Annotated in this window: 15 protein-coding genes and 1 CRISPR repeat array; of the genes, 7 read left to right on the forward strand and 8 right to left on the reverse strand. The window is 71.6% G+C overall.

Translation table 11 applies throughout. The features are described 5' to 3' along the window. Positions 1 to 37: 37 nt before the first annotated feature. The 3 genes from C229_RS29895 to C229_RS0107935 all read right to left on the reverse strand — a co-directional run bounded on the left by C229_RS29895 (position 38) and on the right by C229_RS0107935 (position 4222). The gene (locus C229_RS29895) at positions 38 to 907 is read right to left on the reverse strand and encodes an alpha/beta fold hydrolase (protein ID WP_018654538.1); all 870 of its coding nucleotides are present in this window, start codon (positions 905 to 907) and stop codon (positions 38 to 40) included. A gap of 15 nt (positions 908 to 922) precedes the next feature. Further along, the gene (locus tag C229_RS29900) at positions 923 to 2323 is read right to left on the reverse strand and encodes an FAD-dependent monooxygenase (protein ID WP_081639765.1); all 1401 of its coding nucleotides are present in this window, start codon (positions 2321 to 2323) and stop codon (positions 923 to 925) included. 154 nt (positions 2324 to 2477) lie between these two features. Next, positions 2478 to 3106: a CRISPR direct-repeat array (repeat unit 30 nt; unit sequence GTTGCGACCCCTCGTAGGGGCGATGGGGAC). 354 nt (positions 3107 to 3460) lie between these two features. Beyond that, complete coding sequence (locus C229_RS0107935) at positions 3461 to 4222, reverse strand: DUF5919 domain-containing protein (RefSeq protein ID WP_018654540.1); 762 nt, start codon at positions 4220 to 4222, stop codon at positions 3461 to 3463. 285 nt (positions 4223 to 4507) lie between these two features. Here C229_RS0107935 and C229_RS0107940 point away from each other — a divergent pair, with 285 nt between their 5' ends. Next, the gene (locus C229_RS0107940; RefSeq protein ID WP_051108881.1) at positions 4508 to 5140 is read left to right on the forward strand and encodes a hypothetical protein; all 633 of its coding nucleotides are present in this window, start codon (positions 4508 to 4510) and stop codon (positions 5138 to 5140) included. 177 nt (positions 5141 to 5317) lie between these two features. Here C229_RS0107940 and C229_RS0107945 read toward each other — a convergent pair whose 3' ends face one another. The 4 genes from C229_RS0107945 to C229_RS0107960 form a co-directional block, all read right to left on the reverse strand. Next, a complete protein-coding gene (locus tag C229_RS0107945; protein ID WP_033424174.1) occupies positions 5318 to 6871 on the reverse strand; it encodes a dihydrolipoamide acetyltransferase family protein in 1554 nt (517 codons plus the stop codon). Between the two features lie 5 nt (positions 6872 to 6876). Continuing rightward, positions 6877 to 7857: an alpha-ketoacid dehydrogenase subunit beta gene (locus C229_RS0107950; RefSeq protein WP_018654543.1), complete on the reverse strand. Its 981-nt coding sequence runs from the start codon at positions 7855 to 7857 to the stop codon at positions 6877 to 6879. Then, the gene (gene pdhA / locus C229_RS0107955) at positions 7854 to 8984 is read right to left on the reverse strand and encodes a pyruvate dehydrogenase (acetyl-transferring) E1 component subunit alpha (protein WP_018654544.1); all 1131 of its coding nucleotides are present in this window, start codon (positions 8982 to 8984) and stop codon (positions 7854 to 7856) included. Before pdhA ends, C229_RS0107950 begins: the two co-directional genes overlap by 4 nt. A 183-nt stretch (positions 8985 to 9167) precedes the next feature. Beyond that, on the reverse strand, positions 9168 to 10775 hold the full coding sequence (locus C229_RS0107960) for a hypothetical protein (RefSeq protein WP_018654545.1): 1608 nt from the start codon (positions 10773 to 10775) through the stop codon (positions 9168 to 9170). A gap of 119 nt (positions 10776 to 10894) precedes the next feature. On the opposite strand from C229_RS0107960, the gene purS reads away from it, so the two are divergent. From purS to C229_RS29905, 6 genes are all read left to right on the forward strand, one after another. Further along, positions 10895 to 11137: a phosphoribosylformylglycinamidine synthase subunit PurS gene (gene purS / locus C229_RS0107965; RefSeq protein ID WP_018654546.1), complete on the forward strand. Its 243-nt coding sequence runs from the start codon at positions 10895 to 10897 to the stop codon at positions 11135 to 11137. Between the two features lie 221 nt (positions 11138 to 11358). Then, complete coding sequence (locus tag C229_RS0107970; RefSeq protein ID WP_018654547.1) at positions 11359 to 11811, forward strand: ATP-binding protein; 453 nt, start codon at positions 11359 to 11361, stop codon at positions 11809 to 11811. A gap of 143 nt (positions 11812 to 11954) precedes the next feature. Then, positions 11955 to 12635 carry a phosphoribosylformylglycinamidine synthase subunit PurQ gene (gene purQ, locus C229_RS0107975; RefSeq protein ID WP_018654548.1) on the forward strand — a complete coding sequence of 227 codons (681 nt, stop codon included), beginning with the start codon at positions 11955 to 11957 and terminating at the stop codon, positions 12633 to 12635. A gap of 1527 nt (positions 12636 to 14162) precedes the next feature. Further along, positions 14163 to 16463 carry a phosphoribosylformylglycinamidine synthase subunit PurL gene (gene purL / locus C229_RS34125; protein ID WP_033424175.1) on the forward strand — a complete coding sequence of 767 codons (2301 nt, stop codon included), beginning with the start codon at positions 14163 to 14165 and terminating at the stop codon, positions 16461 to 16463. Positions 16464 to 16779: 316 nt separating this feature from the next. After that, complete coding sequence (locus C229_RS0107985; protein ID WP_033424176.1) at positions 16780 to 17115, forward strand: GntR family transcriptional regulator; 336 nt, start codon at positions 16780 to 16782, stop codon at positions 17113 to 17115. Next, on the forward strand, positions 17112 to 18083 hold the full coding sequence (locus tag C229_RS29905) for a hypothetical protein (protein ID WP_018654551.1): 972 nt from the start codon (positions 17112 to 17114) through the stop codon (positions 18081 to 18083). The genes C229_RS0107985 and C229_RS29905 overlap by 4 nt, the downstream gene beginning before the upstream one ends. Positions 18084 to 18090: 7 nt before the next feature. On the opposite strand, the gene C229_RS0107995 is transcribed toward C229_RS29905, so the two are convergent. Beyond that, positions 18091 to 18696, reverse strand: a complete 606-nt coding sequence (locus tag C229_RS0107995; RefSeq protein WP_018654552.1) for a TetR/AcrR family transcriptional regulator — start codon at positions 18694 to 18696, stop codon at positions 18091 to 18093. Between the last annotated feature and the right edge of the window lie 38 nt (positions 18697 to 18734).

Consider the following 18734-nt stretch of genomic DNA (forward strand, 5'->3'; position numbering starts at 1 on the left):
GGCTCCCTCCGGTGGACGCCGAAAGGATATCAATCGGTCAGCCGTGGCCCGCGTGCCGCTCGAACCACGCGGCGAGCAACTCGGTCACGCGTTCGGGCTGCTCGTGGTGCGGCCAGTGCCGGGCGTTCAGCACGTGCAGCTCGGCCTCGTCGCACAGCCTGGTGCTGTGCGCGGCGAGATCCGCGCGGAACGCGCCGTCGCGGCGGCCCCAGATGATCTGGGTCGGGACGCGCACCGTCATGTCCGGCGGGGCGGCGCGCAGCGTCGGCAGCGTGCTCCGGAACATCGCGCGGTACCAGAACAGCGGCCGCTGGACGGTTCCCGGATGCCGCCACACGGCGCGGTGCCGGGCCAGGTCGGCGTCGTCCAGGCCCGCGCCGTGCCGGAGCATCGCCCGCAGGACCGCGTGGTCGCGGACGCTCAGCACCGTCTCGGCCAGCCCGGGGATCTGGAACACCAGCATGTACCAGCTCCGCAGGAGCTGCGACGGCCTGCGGCGGAGCGCGTCGGCGAACACCTGCGGATGCGGGCAGTTGACGGCCGTCAGCGACCGCACCAGGTCGGGACGCTCGATCGCCAGCGCCCAGGCGACCGCGCCGCCCCAGTCGTGCCCGACCAGGTGCACCGGCCCCGACGCCCGCCGCTCGATCAGCAGCACGATGTCCTTGACGAGCTTCGGCATCTGGTAGTCGGCGACCGCGGGCGGCTTGGACGACAGGCCGTACCCGCGCTGGTCCGGCGCGAGGACCCGGTACCCCTGCTCGGCGAGCGCGCGCATCTGCGGGTCGAAGCTGAACCACAGGTCGGGCCATCCGTGCAGGAACACCACCGGCGGACCGTCCTCGGGCCCGGCGGCCTCGACGTGCAGCAGGACGTCGTCGACGTCGGTGAACAGCGGCAGGAACATGAGGGGCTCCGGGGTTCAGGACACGCCGAGGACGGCGAGGACGGTCGCGGACAGGGGACCGGGGTTGCGGTCGCGCAGCGGGCGCAGCACCCGCCGCGCGACGGCCGGGGAACCGAGCGCCGCCGGCGGCCGGTTCAGGTTCAGCACGTCGTTGAAGGCCGCCGCGACCTCGGGGTCCAGCGACGCCGCGCGTTCCAGCCGGTCCCGGTAGCCCGCGTCGAAGCGCGCCGTCCAGGGCGTCCGGGCACCCTCGGTGCGGCACCCGTACCGCAGGTCCTCGGTGAGGGCCAGGCGCCAGGCCCCGGACGAGACGGCGGCGACGGCCCGCGCCGCGCGCCGCTCGAACCCCGGCCCCGGCACGCCGCCCTCGGCGGCGAGCAGCCGGCCGAGCGCGTCCGCGCCCAGCGCCGCCACGCTCATCCCCTGGCCGTAGACCGGGTTCGACGCGCTGGCCGCGTCCCCGATCGCGACCAGGCCGGACGGCATCGCGTCCATCCGCTCGTAGTAGCGGCGGACGTTGGTGCGGACGTGATACGTGCGCACCGGGCCGATCGGCTCCGAACGGCGCAGCGCCTCGGCCGTCACCGGCGCGGTCATGCGGTCGGCGAAGGCGCGCAGCTCGTCGATGTCGGACGGGATCGGGTTCCGGCGCCCGGTCGACCCGAGCGAGATGTGCAGCAACCCGTTCTCGACGCGCAGCACGACGCCGCCGACGGTCGACCCGCGCGTGGCCTGCGCGGCCAGGACGATCATCCACTCCGGATTGAAGGACGGGTCGGGGAGCGCGACCAGGCTCGCGTACCGCACGTCGGAATGGACCACCGACTCCTTCGGCGGCCGGTACCCGATCCGTTCGAGCCATTCCGGCAACCGCGACCGCCGCCCGGTGGCGTCCACGACGAGATCGGCGCCCACGTCCCCGTCGAGCGTCCGGACCCCGGTGACCCGCCGCCCGTTCTCACCCGTCAGAAGCCCGGTGACGAGCGTCCGCTCCCGCACCGTGACGTTCGGAATCTCCCGAACCCGAGCACGAATCGCATGCTCGATCAGCACCCGGCTTGCGCAGAACCCACCCGTCCACCAAACAGGAATACGAATCGTGGTCCCACCCCGCACCACGAAGATCGACCGATCCCCCATCTCCGGATCGTTCGACCCGGTAGTGATCGCCCCGGCCGCGTCCAGCTCCGCCGACAATCCAGGAAACAGCCGAATCATCACCTGCCGCCCGGACGCCAACAACCCATGCGCATGATGCGACTGCGGCACGAACCGCCGATGCTCCGCCCGCTCAGGCAACTCATCCCGATCCACCAGAACCACTTCGTCGTAGTGCTCAGCCAACACCCGAGCCGCCATCAACCCAGCAACCCCAGCCCCAAGCACAACAACCCGACCCACTCCGCTATATGGCATGGCTCATATATAACTTGTGTACTATGACGGGTCAACCCCCTTCCTGAAGGGCGCGAGACCCGCCCCCGACGCCAGGGGCCGCCGGGGCCGGGCCGACCCCAGAACCCAACAACCCCCTCACAGTGCGGGAAGGCGGCACATCCCCGCGCCAGCACGCGCGACCCCTCGTAGGGGCGATGGGGACAAGCGCGCGGCGGCGCGGTCCAGCGGCTCCATCAGCGTTGCGACCCCTCGTAGGGGCGATGGGGACGACAGCCGCCGTGAAGGCGGTCCAGAAATGGGGCGACGTGTTGCGACCCCTCGTAGGGGCGATGGGGACAGCAGGACAGCGAGGCGACCCGGTGAAGATCACCATGTTGCGACCCCTCGTGGGGGCGATGGGGACGGTCGTGCTCGGCCAGCGCCGGGTCCTGGTCGAGCAGTTGCGACCCCTCGTAGGGGCGATGGGGACCCACGCCCCGACCTCCCCGTCACCGAACACATCCAGGTTGCGACCCCTCGTAGGGGCGATGGGGACGGAAGGTGCTGTGATGGGCACCGCTGCCGCCATGCTGGCGTTGCGACCCCTCGTAGGGGCGATGGGGACAGCCACGCCGCGCTGAAGCTCGGCGGTACCGCTGGTTGCGACCCCTCGTAGGGGCGATGGGGACTCTGGGTCCGGTGGCTCGTGCGCGCCCAGGTGATCCCGTTGCGACCCCTCGTAGGGGCGATGGGGACCTGCGGGATCTCCTCGTGGATCTGCCGCACCATGGCGTTGCGACCCCTCGTAGGGGCGATGGGGACCCCACGGTAAAGCCACAGTTCAGGTGCGCGTGAGGTGCGTGATTCTTGGCGGAGTTTTCAGCGACCCTCCGGTGGTGCGGTGGACCCCGGCGTGTCGCTGAAATCTGAGTCCAAGTCCGTGCTCAGCGTATGCCGGTCGGGAGAGGTTGTGTACCCGGGGGACAGACGGGCTGGTGCCTAGCGAGAGGTGGACGTCGAGCATTGAGTCGGCGTAGGCGAGCTGTGTCTGGTGCCTGCGTTATGTCGACAGGGGACCAAGAGAACGGTCGGTCACGACGCGAGGGGGTCCAGTTCGACGGTGCCCGTCGGCGCGGCGACGGTCATGGGCCTGTTGCACGCGTTGGCGGCCCGTGATCAGGACGGCTGCTGCGGCCTTTCGTTCTCGGGCCGACCGCCGTTCCAGAGTTCGGTCACGTGGTGGGCGTAGCGGTCGTAGAGGCCATCGGACTGTGTTCGGCGCAGGTGGAGAACAGGCGAGTCGTGGCCTACCAGGTTCGCCAGGTGTGTGCTCATCAGCATGTCCTCATCGAAGATGAAGACGCTCATGGCTATGTGATCGTCGCTGAATCGGACGTCGATTCCCTCGGTCTCGCCCATCTTGCCGAGTTCGTCGAGTGTGATGTTGATCCGCGTACCGATGGTGAGGGGGACGCCCTCCCTTTCCTCGCGGCGGCGCGTTATCTCACTTGCCGGATCTCCGAGGAGAAAGCGAATGCGGCACCCACGCTCAGCCTTGCGCCGCAGGATGCTGCGCAGGTTCGGGATCTCCAGCCAGAGGAAGTAGTTGGTGTAGCCCGCGAAGACGAGATTCGTCGTCGCGTCACTGATCAGTGAGCGCCACAGCGCTTTCGGGACGGCCGACCGGTACGGATAGGCGGCAACGATCTCTCGGTCGGGGCCGGTCTTGATGTTCTTCCGAATCGACTCGGGCCACAACACGGTGTGATCAACTCCTAGGACTTGGCCGACCGCCCAGCGGTGCCGGGGATGGGGCATCCGGCCCTCCTCTGCTACCCATCTGGTCACGGTTTTCACATCGACCCCACAGTGTGCAGCGAGGTCGTCCGCCGTCAGCTTCGCAGAGTCCATCGCCTGGCGAAGCGCAAGGTTGGTCATGGTGCCGAGTCCTTCCGGGACGTCCAGGACGTTCTCTCACTGTAGACGGAAAACGTCCCAGACGTCCCGCGAATGGGGTACTGACGTCCCATTTCGCGCCTCACGCTGGGTTGCCTGTCACATTCGAGCCGCAAGCAGGTTGGACATGTCGGTCAAACGCGCGAAAAGCCGCTCCGCACGTCATGCCGAGGTGGGGAGTCGACCAAGATTCGATCGACATCTGGGGAATGTAGCCATTCTTTCAGCCTGTCCCATGCGGCCCCGATATTAGGGAGGCGTGTGCGCATGTCCTTGCACGATCAGGCTGCCACCGTAGACAGGTCGACGCGCTGGGGCGCGGTGCCGTACATCACTGCGTGGTCATCGGAGGACACATCCCCCTCTCGCGTCGTCGTCCGTGGCGGGCGGGTCGCTTATTCCGACGAGTCGCTGTACGACCGGGACGCTGCCGGAGTGCTGTGGGCGCGTATGGGGTTCAGTCCGGGGGTCGGGGTTCCGCAGTTCAAGTCCGTTCACTTCCTGCGGCAGCGTCGCGCGATGCGCAGGTTGCTCTGTCAGGTGTGCGGGCAGCGGGCCGGGGACGATGCCGTGTGGATGCTGTCGGTGCGCGAGTACGAGGGCGCGGACGGTACGTGGCCTGCGCCGATCACGACCACGCATCCGCCGCTGTGCCCGAGCTGTGTGGAGCGGTCGGTGCGGTTGTGCCCGCATCTGCGTGGCGGGCATGTGGTTCTGCGTGCCCGGAAAGTGGCTCCTGTGGCGGTCTCGGGTCTGGTCTACCGGCCCACGCCAGCAGGGCTGGAGTCCACGCCCATGATCGTCGCTCTCGATGACCCGCTGGTGCGCTGGGTGCGCGCGACCCAGCTGCACATGCTGCTGGACGACTACACGCTCATCCAGCCGGACACTCTGGCCTGACCGAGCGCGCCCGGCGGCGCTGAGCAGGGTGGCAGGTCTACGCCGTCGGCGGCTGCCAACGAGCGCGCGTGGCGACCGAGGGCGGAGATGTGCGGGAAGTCCTCGCGGACCAGCCCTTGCTGGCGCGGGGCCTTGCTGGGGCGCGGGGCCGGGGTGTTCTCCGGCCCCGCGCGGTTGTCAGGTCCAGGCGAGGGCTTGGAGGGGGTTTTCGAGCATGGTGGCTATGTCGTGGAGGACTGCGGAGCCCTCGGCGCCGTCCAGGACGCGGTGGTCGAAGGAGAGGGCGAGGGCGGAGATCTTGCGGATCGCCAACTCGCCCTCGTGGACCCAGGGGAGGTCGCGGATCTGGCCGAAGGCCAGGATGGCGGACTCGCCCGGGGTGAGGATCGGGGTGCCGGTGTCGATGCCGAAGACGCCGATGTTGGTGATCGTGATGGTGCCGCCGGACATGGCGGCCGGGGTCGTGCGGCCCGCTCGGGCGGTCTCGGTCAGCTCCTTGAGGGCCGTGGCGAGTTCCGGGAGGGTCTTGGACTGAGCGTCCTTGATGTTCGGGACGATCAGGCCCCGGTCGGTCGCCGCCGCGATGCCCAGGTTCACCGACGGGTTCATGACGACCGCGTCGCCGTCGAAGCGAGCGTTGGCGATCGGGTGGCGGCGGACCGCGACCAGCAGCGCCTTGGCCACCAGCAGGAGCGGCGAGACCTTCACGTCCGCGAAGTCCGGGAGTTCGCGGAGGCGGCGGGCCGTGGCCATCGTCTCCGTGACGTCCACCTGGTGGAACATGGTGACGTGCGGGGCGGTGAAGGCGGACTGCGCCATCGCCGCCGCCATGGCCTTCCGGACGCCCTTGAGGGGGACTCGGTCGCCGACCGGCGGGGTGTGAGGCGCGGGTTCCGTGGACGGGGCGGTGACCGGCGGGCCGGTCTGTGCGGGCGGCGTGGGCGCGGTGGTGCCGTTGCCGGTGGCCGCCTGGACGTCGTCGCGGGTGATGGAGCCGTTGGGGCCGGTGCCGCGCAGGGTGCGGAGGTCCACACCGAGATCTTTGGCCATCTTCCGGACGGGTGGTTTCGCCAGCGGCGAAAAGTTATCCACAGGCTCGGTTGTGGGGCTCGGGGGAGGGGTGTCGCATTGGACACTGAGAGTGGGGTCGCCCCCCTGGGCGGGCGGGGGATGTCCTGCGCCGGTCGCGCCGGTCGCGTGGGCTGCGCCGGTCGCGTGGGTCGCGCCGCCCGTGTGAGCCTCACCGGCCGCGTGAGCCGCACCTGCCAGCCCCGCCCCGGCCTCCGCGCCCGCACCCGACCCGGGCACCGACCCGCCCTTACGCTGCCGCCGCTTCGTAGCCCCCGGCTTCACCCCGTACCCGACGAGCACCGGCTGCCGCTTCGCCTGCTCCGGCTCCGCGTCGGCGGCGGCCTCCTCCGCGGCGTCCGGCACAAGGTCCTCCTTCAGGACCTCCTCCCGAGGCACCGCCTCCGCACCGGACGAATCCCCACCGACGTCCACCGAGATGATCGGCACGCCCACGTCCACCGTCACCCCCTCGTCCGCCAGCAGTTCGCTCACCACCCCCTCGAACGGACACGGCAGCTCCACGATCGCCTTGGCAGTCTCGATCTCCACGATCGTCTGGTTGATCTCGACGGTGTCGCCCACCGCCACATGCCACTTGACGATCTCGGCCTCGGTCAGGCCCTCACCGACGTCGGGCAGTTTGAACTGCTTGGTCGCCATGCCGCTCACCACGCGAAGGTCCGGTCGACCGCGTCGAGGATGCGGTCGAGGTCGGGCAGGTACTCGTCCTCCAGCCGGGACGGCGGGTACGGCGTTGAGAAGCCGCCGACGCGCAGGATCGGCGCCTCCAGCCGGTAGAAGCACAGCTCGGTGAGCCGCGCCGCCAGTTCCGCCCCGAACCCGGCGAACACGGGCGCCTCGTGGACGACGACGCACCGGCCGGTCCGCTCGACGGACGCGGCGAGCGTCGGCAGGTCGAGCGGGTTGAGCGACCGCAGGTCGATGACCTCGATGGAGCGGCCTTCGGACGCGGCGGCGGTCGCGGCCTCCAGGCACGTCTTGACCGACGGCCCGTAGGCGAGGACGGTCACGTCGGTGCCGGCCTGCACGACCTGCGCGGAGTGCAGCGACGGGAAGTCGCCGTCGAGCGGGACGGGCGCCTTCTCCCAGTACCGCCGCTTCGGCTCGAAGAAGATCACCGGGTCGTCGGAGGCGATGGACTGCCGCAGCATCGCGTAGGCGTCGACGGGGTTGGAGCAGGCGACGACGCGGAGCCCGGCGGTGTGCGCGAAGTACGCCTCGGGCGACTCGGAGTGGTGTTCGACGGCGCCGATGCCGCCGCCGCACGGGATGCGGATGGTGATCGGCAGGCTGACCGAGCCGAGCGACCGCATCCGCATCTTGGCGAGCTGCGTGATGATCTGGTCGGCGGCGGGGAACACGAACCCGTCGAACTGGATCTCGCAGACGGGCCGGTAGCCGCGCAGCGCGAGCCCGATCGCGGTGCCGACGATGCCGGATTCGGCGAGCGGGGTGTCGATGACGCGTTCGGCGCCGAAGTCCTTCTGGAGTCCGTCGGTGATGCGGAAGACGCCGCCGAGCCTGCCGACGTCCTCGCCCATGACGAGGACCTTGGGGTCGTCTTCCATCGCGCGGCGCAGCCCGGCGTTGAGGGCCTTGCCGAGGGTGAGCGTTTCGGCGGTCATGCCGTCACCTCCTCGAAGGACGCGAGGTAGGCGGCGAACGCCTCCTGCTCGGCGGTCATCAGCGGGTGCGGTTCGGCGTACACGTGCTCGAAGATCGCGCCGGGCTCCGGGTCGGGCAGGGAGAGGCACGCTTCGCGGAGGGCGCGGGCGGCGGTCTTGGCGTCGGCGTCGACGGAGTCGAAGAAGCCGGCGTCGGCGAGGCCGTTGCGGACGAGGTAGGAGCGGACCCGTTCGATGGGGTCCTTCAGCTTCCATGCCTCTTCGTCGGCCTTGTGGCGGTAGCGGGTGGGATCGTCGGTGGTGGTGTGGGCGCCCATCCGGTACGTGTACGCCTCGACGAACGACGGCCCCTGCCCGTCGCGGGCCTGCGCGAGCGCGGCCCGCGTCACGGCGAGGCAGGCGAAGACGTCGTTGCCGTCGACGCGGACGCCGGGGAAGCCGAAGCCCTGCGCGCGCTGGTAGAGCGGGATGCGGGTCTGCCGTTCGAGGGGTTCGGAGATGGCCCACTGGTTGTTCTGGCAGAAGAACACGACCGGCGCGTTGAACACGGACGCGAAGACGAACGCCTCGTTCACGTCGCCCTGGGACGTGGCGCCGTCGCCGAAGTAGGCGATGGCGGCGCCCGCGCCGGGGGTGCCGAGAACGCCGTCGCGCTGGATGCCCATGGCGTATCCGGCGGCGTGCAGCGTCTGGCTGCCGATGACGATCGTGTACAGGTGGAAGCCGTGCTCGGCGGGGTTCCAGCCGCCGTGGTTGACGCCCCGGAACAGGCCGAGCAGGTTGAGCGGGTCGACGCCGCGGCAGTAGGCGACGCCGTGCTCGCGGTAGGTGGGGAACGCCATGTCGTGCTCGTTCATGGCCCGGCCGGACCCGATCTGCGCGGCCTCCTGGCCGAGCAGCGACGCCCAGATGCCGAGTTCGCCCTGCCGGGTGAGCGCCACGGCCTCCAGGTCGATGCGGCGCACCATGACGAGGTCGCGGTAGAGGTCGCGGACGTCGTCGGGCGTGAGGTCCAGCGGATAGTCGGGGTGCTCGACCCGCTCCCCCTCGGGGGTGAGGAGCTGGACGAACTGGGGATCGGCGGCTTCGCCCGGTCGAGGCGTCGCGCGCATGGAGTCGATCGTCATTGATGACACTCCTCGCTCGGGGCCGGATCGCGGGATCGCCGCGCACCGGCCGACGTCAGCGGCCTGACCCCGGATAAGGGGACGAAGACCGCCAAATCATCGTGTCAGATGTCACACCGGGTCGCGCAAGCCCTCATGCCCGATTCCCTACCCCGCCCCACGCCCCGCCTCACGCCCGGGGCGTCACTCGCGGGAGAGGGCGCGGGTCGCTCCGGCGGCGACGGTGAGGCCGAGCAGGATGCCCGCGATGACGAGGAAGTTGGCGATCCACTGGTAGACGCCCTTGGGGGCGAAGACGACCTCTTGGCCGAGCGTGCCGATCGGGAGGAGCAGGTCGAGGGTGTACCAGAACGGGTTGAAGTGCGGGGTGTGGCCGTCGTCCAGGATGCCGGGCTTGTGCAGGGAGAACACGATGGTGCCGAAGGCCAGGAGGCCCGCCAGCCAGCTCGCGGCGCGGAACGGACGGTAGCCGTAGCCGACCAGGACGTCCTGAATCCAGCCGACGACCTTGCGGGGGAGTCCCTGCGTGGCGCGCCGGTCGCGGGCCTTGGCGAGCAGGACGGAGCGGCCGTCGGAGTCCAGGCCGAGCGAGCGGTAGGTCTGCGCCAGGCGCTCGTAGGGCTGCGGCTGGTAGCCGTCGGTGTCGCGGCGGAGCCAGTTGAGGCGCTGCTTGGCCGCCAGCGGCGGTTCGAGCGTGTCGTACTGGAGGCCGTCGAGCTGGAGGCGTTCGGGCCACGTCGCGGCGTCGTCGCGGAGCAGGTTGATGCGCGCGTAGGAGAGGTCGACGACGCCCCGCACCGGCTCGGCCGGGCGCAGCAGCACTTCCTCGACCTGGAGGCGCTGGAGGCTGAGCGCCGTCCCCTCCTCGTTCACCAGCTTCGCGCCGCGCAGGTTGAGCTGCCCGGTGACGCGGGCGCCCGCGAAGCTGACCTGGCCCTGGGCGGTGAAGCCGTCCGAGCAGTAGACGTCCGTCTCGACGGACAGGTCGTCGGCGTTGAGGGCGGTCTTGTCCGGATGCGTGAGCCGCGCCCCGACGAACGACAGGTAGCCGCCGACGCGGGCGCCGCGCAGCCGGATCTCGCCCTCGGCGGAGAAGCCGCCGTCGCAGAACACGTTCGCGGCGACGTCCAGCCGCGACGCGTACAGGGCGGCGCCCGCCGGGTTGTTCAGCCGCGCCTGCCGGAAGATGAGCTGCCCGCCGACCCGCGCGCCCGGCAGCCGTACCTCGCCGTGCGCGGTGAAGCCCTGGTCGCAGTAGACGTTGGCGTCCACGGTGAGGCGGTCGGCGAGCAGCGCGTCCCCGCCCGGATTGCTGAGCTGCACGCCCGACATGTTGAGGATGCCGGAGATGTGGGCACCGTCGAGCCAGAGCCCGCCGGAGATCTGGCTGCCCTCCAGCCACAGGTGCCCGTCCACGCGCGCGCCGGACGCGACCAGCCCCGGCAGCCGGCACCGCAACAGGTGCACGCTGCTCATCGACGCCCAGTACAGGTGCGGGCTCTCGTCGAACACGCACGACGTCAGCGCCAGCGGCACCGACACCTGCGCGTGCCCGAGGTTCAGCGAGCCGGTGATGCGGGCGCCCGTCAGCCGGACGGCCGCGACCTGCCCCGGCTCGGGCGCGACGGCCCCGGCGAGCAGCGCGACGAGCACCTCGGCCCGGACCAGGCGCTCGGGGCCCCACAGCTCGGAGCCGTGCTCGGTGTGGCCGGACGACAGGTCGACCGACTCCCCGAGCCGGAAGGCGTCCCAGAGGCGGCGTTCCGGAGGCGAGAGATCGTCGGGGTTCATCGGGGGACTCTCCAGGGGGATGGTGAGTGTGTTCTGCAATGGTGCCGTACGCTTCTCGTCGTCAGAGAGCGTGGCGCCCGCCGCGTCAGGAAACACGCAGATCAGTGAGGGGGGCGGTCGTGGCCCGTGTCGTCGTCGACGTCATGCTCAAGCCGGAGATCCTCGACCCGCAGGGGCAGGCGATCGTCCGGAAGCTGCCGCAGCTCGGGCACACGGCGGTGACGTCCGTCCGGCAGGGCAAGCGGTTCGAGCTGGAGCTGGACGGCCCCGCCGACGAGGCCGCGCTCGACGAGATCCGCAAAATCGCCGAGACGCTGCTCACGAACACCGTCATCGAGACCTTCGAGCTGCGCGTGCTCTGATCGTCCGCGCTCGCCTGCGGCGTGGGGGTTCGCGGGCTGTTCGCAAGGTTCCGATTCCCGCACTGTAAGACGGGGGTCACCTGCGCGTCCGGAAATGGCCTGACGAGGTCACGGTTATGGCAAGGACGCGCGGGAAGGGATACCTGCGGCCAGACGACGTCGAGACAGGCCCGGGGTAAAGGCCCGGACCAGGGGGTGCGCGGGATGATGCGAGGTGGCCCGTGGACCTGACGTTCTCACTCGCGCTACCACGCGAGGACCTGACGATCCCCATGGTGCGCAGACTGCTCGGCGACGTCCTGCGCGACGTCGGTGCCACCGAGGACTGCGTGGACGAACTGTTGCTCGCCCTCTCCGAAGGATGCACCAACGCCGTCCAGCACGCCAGTGGTGCGTCCGGATACGAGGTCGTCGCCCGGATCGACGGCGGCGTGTGCGTGCTGGAGATCACCGACTTCGGGGCGGCGACCGGTGAGACCTCGCTCACGGGCGAGACGGACCAGATGGCCGAGTCCGGCCGCGGCCTGCGCATCATGCGCGCGCTCGTCGACGATCTCACCATCGACTCCTCCCCGGACCGCGGCACCGTCGTGCACCTGCGCAAGCGGCTGGCCTGGCGGGACGAGGCGCTGATCCGCCGCCTCGACCGACAGCTCATGCACAGTGCCGGGTAGATTGGTACGCGCGCGGGGGAATCTTGACGCGCAGCGGTGATCGGCGGGCGTAACCGCCCGTCTCCGGCCGCCCTCACCAGCTCCGATGGAGTGGCGCTCGCCGTCCTCGGCGGGCGCGGAACACAACCGAAGGAACAGTAGAGATGGATGCTGCCCGGGTCGGGGTCATCACCTTCCCAGGTTCCCTGGACGACCGCGACGCGGCACGCGCCGTGCGGCTCGCCGGCGCCGAGCCGGTCGCGCTGTGGCACGCCGACAACGACCTCCAGGGCGTCGACGCGGTCGTCCTGCCCGGTGGGTTCTCCTACGGCGACTACCTGCGCGCCGGGGCGATCGCCCGGTTCGCGCCGCTGATGGGCGAGCTCGTCGCCGCCGCCGACGCGGGTCTGCCCGTGCTCGGCATCTGCAACGGCTTCCAGGTGCTGTGCGAGTCGCACCTGCTGCCGGGGGCGCTGCTGCCGAACGCGGGGCTGCACTTCGTCTGCCGCGACCAGCGGCTGCGCATCGACGACGCCGAGACGCCCTGGACGTCCGACTACAGCGAGGGCCAGGAGATCGTCGTCCCGATCAAGAACCGTGACGGCCGGTTCGTCGCCGACGCGGCGACGCTGAACGAGCTGGAGGAATCGGGCCGCATCGTCGCCCGCTACCTCGACCTCAACCCGAACGGGTCCGTCAACGACATCGCGGGCATCCGCAACGAGGCCGGCAACGTCGTCGGCCTCATGCCCCACCCCGAGCACGCGGTCGAGTCGCTGACCGGGCCGTCCACGGACGGTCTCGGGTTCTTCACCTCGATCGTCAAGCGGCTGGTCGCCGCGTGAGCGTGCCCGGTGTGACGACGGCAGCGCAGTACCGAGGGGGAACCGATGAGTGAGCAACGTCCCGGCGGCTCGGACGGCAAGTCCAAGCGCCGCGCCGAGGAGCCCAGCCTGGAGTGGCTGGCCGACCTCAAGTCCGACGCCGACGACCCCGAGCTGGCCCCGGTGGACCCGTCGGTCTCGCAGGCGTTCGGCGCCATCGTCGACGAGGGCGACGAGCGCGACCGCCGCCGCGCCGGCGGCCCCGCCGCCGCGCCGCACGCCGCCCCGAAGCCGCCCGCCCCGCAGGGCCCCGGGCCCGAGGCGGCCCGCGACTTCTCGCGCGCCCTGGCCGAGGAGGGCGCCACCGGCGCGACCCGCGCCGACGCCTCCTCCGACGTGCCCTCCGCCTGGACCCCGCCGCCGTCCGACACCGGCCCGCAGCCCGCCGTCGGCACGGACTCCGGCCCGCAACGGACCGTCGGCTCCGGCACGGGCCCCCAGCCTGCCGTTGGGTCGGGGACGGGCCCCCAGCCTGCCGTCGGGTCGGGCACCGGTCCGCAGCCTGCCGTTGGGTCGGGGACGGGTCCGCAGCCCGCCGTCGGTACCGGCACGGGCCCGCAGCCTGCCGTTGGCTCCGGCACGGGCCCTCAGCCGACTGTCGGCTCCGGCACGGGTCCGCAGCCTGCCGTTGGCTTCGACACGGGTCCGCAGCCCGCCGTTGGGTCGGGCACGGGTCCGCAGCCTGCTGTTCGTGATGAGGACCCGCTGGGGTCCGGGTACTCCCGGCATGTGGTGAGCGGGGACGATCCGCTCGGGTCGGGGACCGGGCCGCAGCCTGCGGTCGGGTCCGGGACGGGGCCGCAGCCCGTCGTGCGTGATGACGACCCGCTGGGGTCCGGGTACGGCGTGAGCGGGGACGACCCGCTCGCTTCGGGTACCGGCCCGCAGCGCGTGGTCGGCGGCGACGAGCGCACGGGCACCGGCCCGCAGGCCGTCGTCGGCTCCGACGAGGAGACGCGGGTCTCCGGCACCGGGCCGCAGCCCGTGGTCGGCTCGCAGAGCGACGAGTTCTGGAACGGCGCCGGACGTGACGGCGAGGGCTCCGGCACCGGGCCGCAGTTCGTCGTGGACGCGGACACGCACGGGACCGGGCCGCAGCCCGCCGTCGGGTCGCTCACGGACGAGGACACGCGGCGTGACCTGGGCACCGGGCCGCAGCCGGTGCTCGGAGGACCGACCGTGGAGACGGCGACCGGGCCACAGCCCGCCGTCTCGGGGACCGGGCCGCAGCGTGTCGTTTCCGATACCGGGCCGCAGGCCACCGTTCCCGGTACTTCGACCGGCCCACAGCCCGCAGTCACGGGCACCGGCCCGCAGCCCGCCGTATCGGGCACCGGGCCACAGCCCGCCGTGTCGGGGACCGGGCCGCAGCCCGCCGTTTCCGGTGGGGAGTCGTCCGGGCGGGGTCGTAAGCGGCGGGGACGGCGTGGGAACGCCGACACCGGGTCGCAGCCCGCCGTTCCGGCCGCGCCCGTGGCGCCGCCGGTGCTGGCCGCCGACCTCGGGGCGCCCGACGTCGATCCCGGCACCGACACCGTGGACATCGCGCTGCGCACGCCCGACCGGCCGCAGCCGTTCGCCGAGCTGGGCATGAAGGAGGACGAGTACCGCCGCGTGCGGGAGATCCTCGGCCGCCGTCCCACCTCCGCCGAACTGGCGATCTACTCGGTCATGTGGAGCGAGCACTGCTCCTACAAGAGCTCGAAGGTGCATCTGCGCCAGTTCGGCGAGAAGGCGCCCAAAACGGACGCGTTGCTCGTCGGCATGGGGGAGAACGCCGGTGTCGTGGACATCGGGCAGGGCTGGGCCGTCACGTTCAAGGTCGAGTCGCACAACCACCCGTCGTACGTGGAGCCGTACCAGGGCGCCGCGACGGGAGTCGGCGGCATCGTCCGCGACATCATGTCGATGGGCGCCCGCCCAATCGCCGTCATGGACTCGCTGCGCTTCGGCCCCGCCGACGCGCCCGACACCCAGCGGGTACTGCCGGGCGTGGTCGCCGGGGTCGGCGGTTACGGCAACTCGCTCGGCCTGCCCAACATCGGCGGCGAGACCGTCTTCGACGCCTGCTACGCGCAGAACCCGCTCGTCAACGCGCTCTGCGTCGGCGTGCTCAAGCACGACGAGATCAAGCGCGCCACGGCCCCCGGCCCCGGCAACCGCGTGATCCTGTTCGGCGCGACGACCGGGCCGGACGGCATCGGCGGCGCGTCCGTGCTGGCGTCGGCGACGTTCGACGACGAGTCGCAGGCCAAGCGGCCCGCCGTGCAGGTCGGTGACCCGTTCCTGGAGAAGATCCTCATCGAGTGCTGCCTGGAGCTGTTCCAGGAGGACCTGGTGGTCGGCATCCAGGACCTCGGCGCCGCCGGTGTCTCCTGCGCGACGACCGAGCTGGCCGCCGCCGGGACGGGCGGCATGGACGTCCGCCTGGACACCGTGCCGCTGCGCGACGAGACGCTGCTTCCCGAAGAGATCCTGATGAGCGAGTCGCAGGAGCGGATGATGGCGGTCGTGGAGCCCGCCAAGGTCGACCGTTTCCTGGAGATCTGCGCCCGCTGGGAGATCCCCGCGACGGTCATCGGGGAGGTCACCGACACCGGCCGCCTCGTCATGACGTGGCACGGCGAGACGATCGTCGACATCCCGCCGGGCACGGCCGCCGACGAAGGGCCGGTCTACGAGCGTCCGATCGCGCCGCCCGCCGACCTCGGCACCCTCCAGAGCGACACGCCAGGCCGTCTGACGCGTCCGTCCACGGGGGACGAGCTGCGCCGCACGGTGCTGTGGCTGGCCGGGTCGCCGAACCTGGCGAGCAAGACGTGGATCACGTCGCAGTACGACCGGTACGTGCTCGGCAACACCGTGCAGGCGATGCCGGAGAACGCGGGCGTCGTGCGGATCGACCCCGACTCGGGGCTGGGCGTCGCCCTGTCGCTGGACGGCAACGGCCGCTACACCCGGCTCGACCCGTACTCGGGCGCGCAGCTCGCGCTGTCGGAGGCGTACCGGAACGTCGCCGCGACGGGCGCCCGCCCGCTCGCCGTCACGAACTGCCTGAACTTCGGCTCCCCGGAGGACCCGGGCGTCATGTGGCAGTTCGCGCAGGCGACGGAGGGCCTCGCGGACGCGTGCCAGTACCTGGGCGTGCCCGTGACGGGCGGCAACGTCAGCTTCTACAACCAGACCGGCACCACGCCGATCAACCCGACGCCGGTGATCGGCGTGCTGGGCGTCCACGACGACGTCCGCAACCGGGTGAACATGTCGTTCACGTCGGACGGCGCGACGATCGCGCTGCTCGGCGAGACGCGCGAGGAGTTCGGCGGGTCGGAGTGGGCGCACGTCGTCTACGGGCACCTGGGCGGGCTGCCGCCGAAGGTGGACCTGGCGGCCGAGCGCGCGCTGGCGTCGGTGCTGATCCAGGCGGGCCGCGAGGGCCTGCTGACGGCGGCGCACGACCTGTCCGACGGCGGCCTGTCGCAGGCGCTGGTGGAGTCGTGCCTGCGCGGCGGCCTGGGCGCGAAGGTGGCGCTGCCGGGCGACCCGTTCGTGGCACTGTTCAGCGAGTCGGTGGCCCGCGCGGTCGTGACGATCCGCCCCGGCGGCGAATCGCGCGTCGCGGCGCTGTGCGAGCAGGCGGGCGTGCCCGTCACGCAGCTCGGCGTCGCGGGCGGCGACAGCCTCCAGGTCGCGTCGTGGACGCCGGAGGGCGACCAGGAACTGTTCTCGGTACCGCTGGCCGAGCTCCGCGAGACCCACGAACGCATGCTCCCGAGCTACGCCGACTGACCCCCTCCCGAAGGCCCGGACCCGCCCGGTCCGGGCCTTCGCCTTACCTGCCCGTCGCCGCCTGCGCCCGGCCTCGGCGATCGTCCGTGCCCGCCGGGAGGCGGCGGCCAGCGCTTTCCGTGCCAAGGCGAACATTCGGGGTTCCTCTCGTCGGCCGGTCCCGAAGCCGAAATCCGGCTCCTTGACGGGAGCGTAGACACGACCGAACCCTTCGTGAGCGCCCGACCACAGCCTGTGGATAACTTTCTTATGGTGCTACTCGCGCTAGTTTCATGGCGTGGATGGTGCTACTGTTCTATGCATCATGTTGCTCACCTTGGATCTCAATGACCCCCGGCCCTTGCACGAGCAGGTGGCCGGGGCGGTGCGTCGGGCGGTCGGAGAGGGCGCCTACGGGCCGGGAGACCGGCTGCCGTCCGCGCGGGAACTGGGCGGCGCGCTCGGGATCAACGCCAACACCGTGCTGCGGGCGTTCCGGGAGTTGCGGGACGAGGGGATTCTCGAGTTCCGCCGGGGACGCGGCGTGAGCGTGGCGGCGCTGCCCGACGGGCGGGCGCTGCTCGTCCAGCGGACGCACGAGTTACTGGAGGAGGCACGCAGACACGGCTACGGCCGCGACGACCTCATCGACATGCTGAAGGAGCTCCCATGAACCGAAGAACGCCCGCGACGCTCGTCTCCACCGGCTGGGGCGCGCTCGTGATGGCCGCCGTCGTCGCGTTGCCGCTCGGCTTCCGCGACCGCCTCCCCGGCCGGCTCGCGACGCACTGGAGCGGTTCCACGCCGGACGGTTCGTCGTCGTTCGCCGTCATCGTCGCGGTCTGCTGCGCGATGTGGGCGGTGGCATGGGTCGTCCTGGTGGCCACCGCAGCGCACGGGAGGGTGCTCGGCTTCCGGTACGGGCGGATGCTGTGGTGGGGCTTCCTCGTCGGTGGCGGGGCGTTCTGCGTCGCGATGACGTACTCCTTGATCGCCGCCAACATGGATCGTTCCAACTGGCAGGACGCCCGCATGGTGCCCTGGACTCTCGTCCTAGCCCTGGCCATCGCGCCGCTGGTCGGAGCGCTCGCCGCCTACCTCGGACGCGGCCCGAAGGACGTGGCGACCCCCGCCGAGCAGAACCCGCCCACGCTCCGGACCCGCCCGAACCAGCGGTCCGTCTGGGTGGGGCGTCTCACGAACCCGTGGCTGGTCCTGGCGTCGGCGGGTGCGACGGCCGTGCTCCTGGCGGCGGCCCTCCTGGCGGGCCTCGGCGTCATCGCCGCGCCCGCGTGGGTGCTCGTGGTCGTCGCGGTCGCGACGTTCGTCCCCGGCTTCCTGCTCTCGGCCGTCCGGGTGCGCGTCACCCCCGGCGGCGTCCGCGTCGGGCTCGGGCCGCTCGGCTGGCCGTCGCGCACGATCTCCCTCGGCCGGATCGAGAAGGCGTGGGCGCAGGAGGCGAGGCCGGGCCAGGTCGGCGGCTGGGGGCTGCGCGGCATCCCCGGCCGGGCCGCGCTGATGCTCCGCGCCGGGGACGCCCTCGTCCTCGGTTACCGCGACGGCGGACGGTTCCTCATCAGCGTCGACGACGCCGAGAGGGGCGCCGCCCTCATCAACACCCTCATCACCGACCCCCGCTGATCGTCCGCTACGGCGCGGGGGTCGCGGCGTCGAGGAGCAGCCGGATCGCCTGGGGGAGGGGCCGGGGGGACAGGTCCGGGTCGATCGCGCGGCGCAGGCCGAGGCCGATGCCCAGGCTCAGCAGCGCCTCGGCCAGCTCGTCGGCGGGCAGCGGGAGGACGACGGAGCGGCGGCGGGCCTCCTCGTCCAGCAGGAGCCGGAGGGCGTGCACCCAGGTGCGGCCCCCGGCGGCGATCTCGGCGCGCAGCGCCGGGTCGCGGCGGGCGGCGTGGATGGCGAACTCGGCCTCCAGGAGCGTCCAGCCCGGGTCTCCGATGGTGCGTTCGGCCCAGGCCGCGAAGACGGCGAGGCGGTCCTCGTCGGGGGCGTCGCCCGCGAACGCCGCGACGATCGCCTGCACCTGCTCGGCGCGGACGGCGTCGATCACGGTTCGGCACAGGTCGTCCTTGGTGCCGAAGTTGGAGTAGACGGCGCCCTTGGAGAAGCCGGCGGCGTCCGCGACGCCTTCGAGCGTGGTGGCGTGGTAGCCGTCACGCAGGAACAGCCGCTTGGCGGTCGCCAGCAGGAGTTCGCGGGTGCGGGCCTGGCTCTCGGCCCTGGTCAGTCGTGCCATCGCCGTCCCATCGGCCATCGGTATCGGGATGCCCACGG

This window comes from Actinomadura flavalba DSM 45200 (genome assembly GCF_000374305.1).
Lineage (GTDB): Bacteria > Actinomycetota > Actinomycetes > Streptosporangiales > Streptosporangiaceae > Spirillospora > Spirillospora flavalba.

Excerpts from the sequence above, each read along its gene's own strand:
- C229_RS29895 (WP_018654538.1), bottom strand. The coding sequence starts at position 907 with ATGTTCCTGCCGCTGTTCACCGACGTCGACGACGTCCTGCTGCACGTC.
- C229_RS29900 (WP_081639765.1), bottom strand. The coding sequence starts at position 2,323 with ATGCCATATAGCGGAGTGGGTCGGGTTGTTGTGCTTGGGGCTGGGGTT.
- C229_RS0107935 (WP_018654540.1), bottom strand. The coding sequence starts at position 4,222 with ATGACCAACCTTGCGCTTCGCCAGGCGATGGACTCTGCGAAGCTGACG.
- C229_RS0107940 (WP_051108881.1), top strand. The coding sequence starts at position 4,508 with ATGTCCTTGCACGATCAGGCTGCCACCGTAGACAGGTCGACGCGCTGG.
- C229_RS0107945 (WP_033424174.1), bottom strand. The coding sequence starts at position 6,871 with ATGGCGACCAAGCAGTTCAAACTGCCCGACGTCGGTGAGGGCCTGACC.
- C229_RS0107950 (WP_018654543.1), bottom strand. The coding sequence starts at position 7,857 with ATGACCGCCGAAACGCTCACCCTCGGCAAGGCCCTCAACGCCGGGCTG.
- pdhA (WP_018654544.1), bottom strand. The coding sequence starts at position 8,984 with ATGACGATCGACTCCATGCGCGCGACGCCTCGACCGGGCGAAGCCGCC.
- C229_RS0107960 (WP_018654545.1), bottom strand. The coding sequence starts at position 10,775 with ATGAACCCCGACGATCTCTCGCCTCCGGAACGCCGCCTCTGGGACGCC.
- purQ (WP_018654548.1), top strand. The coding sequence starts at position 11,955 with ATGGATGCTGCCCGGGTCGGGGTCATCACCTTCCCAGGTTCCCTGGAC.
- C229_RS29905 (WP_018654551.1), top strand. The coding sequence starts at position 17,112 with ATGAACCGAAGAACGCCCGCGACGCTCGTCTCCACCGGCTGGGGCGCG.
- C229_RS0107995 (WP_018654552.1), bottom strand. The coding sequence starts at position 18,696 with ATGGCACGACTGACCAGGGCCGAGAGCCAGGCCCGCACCCGCGAACTC.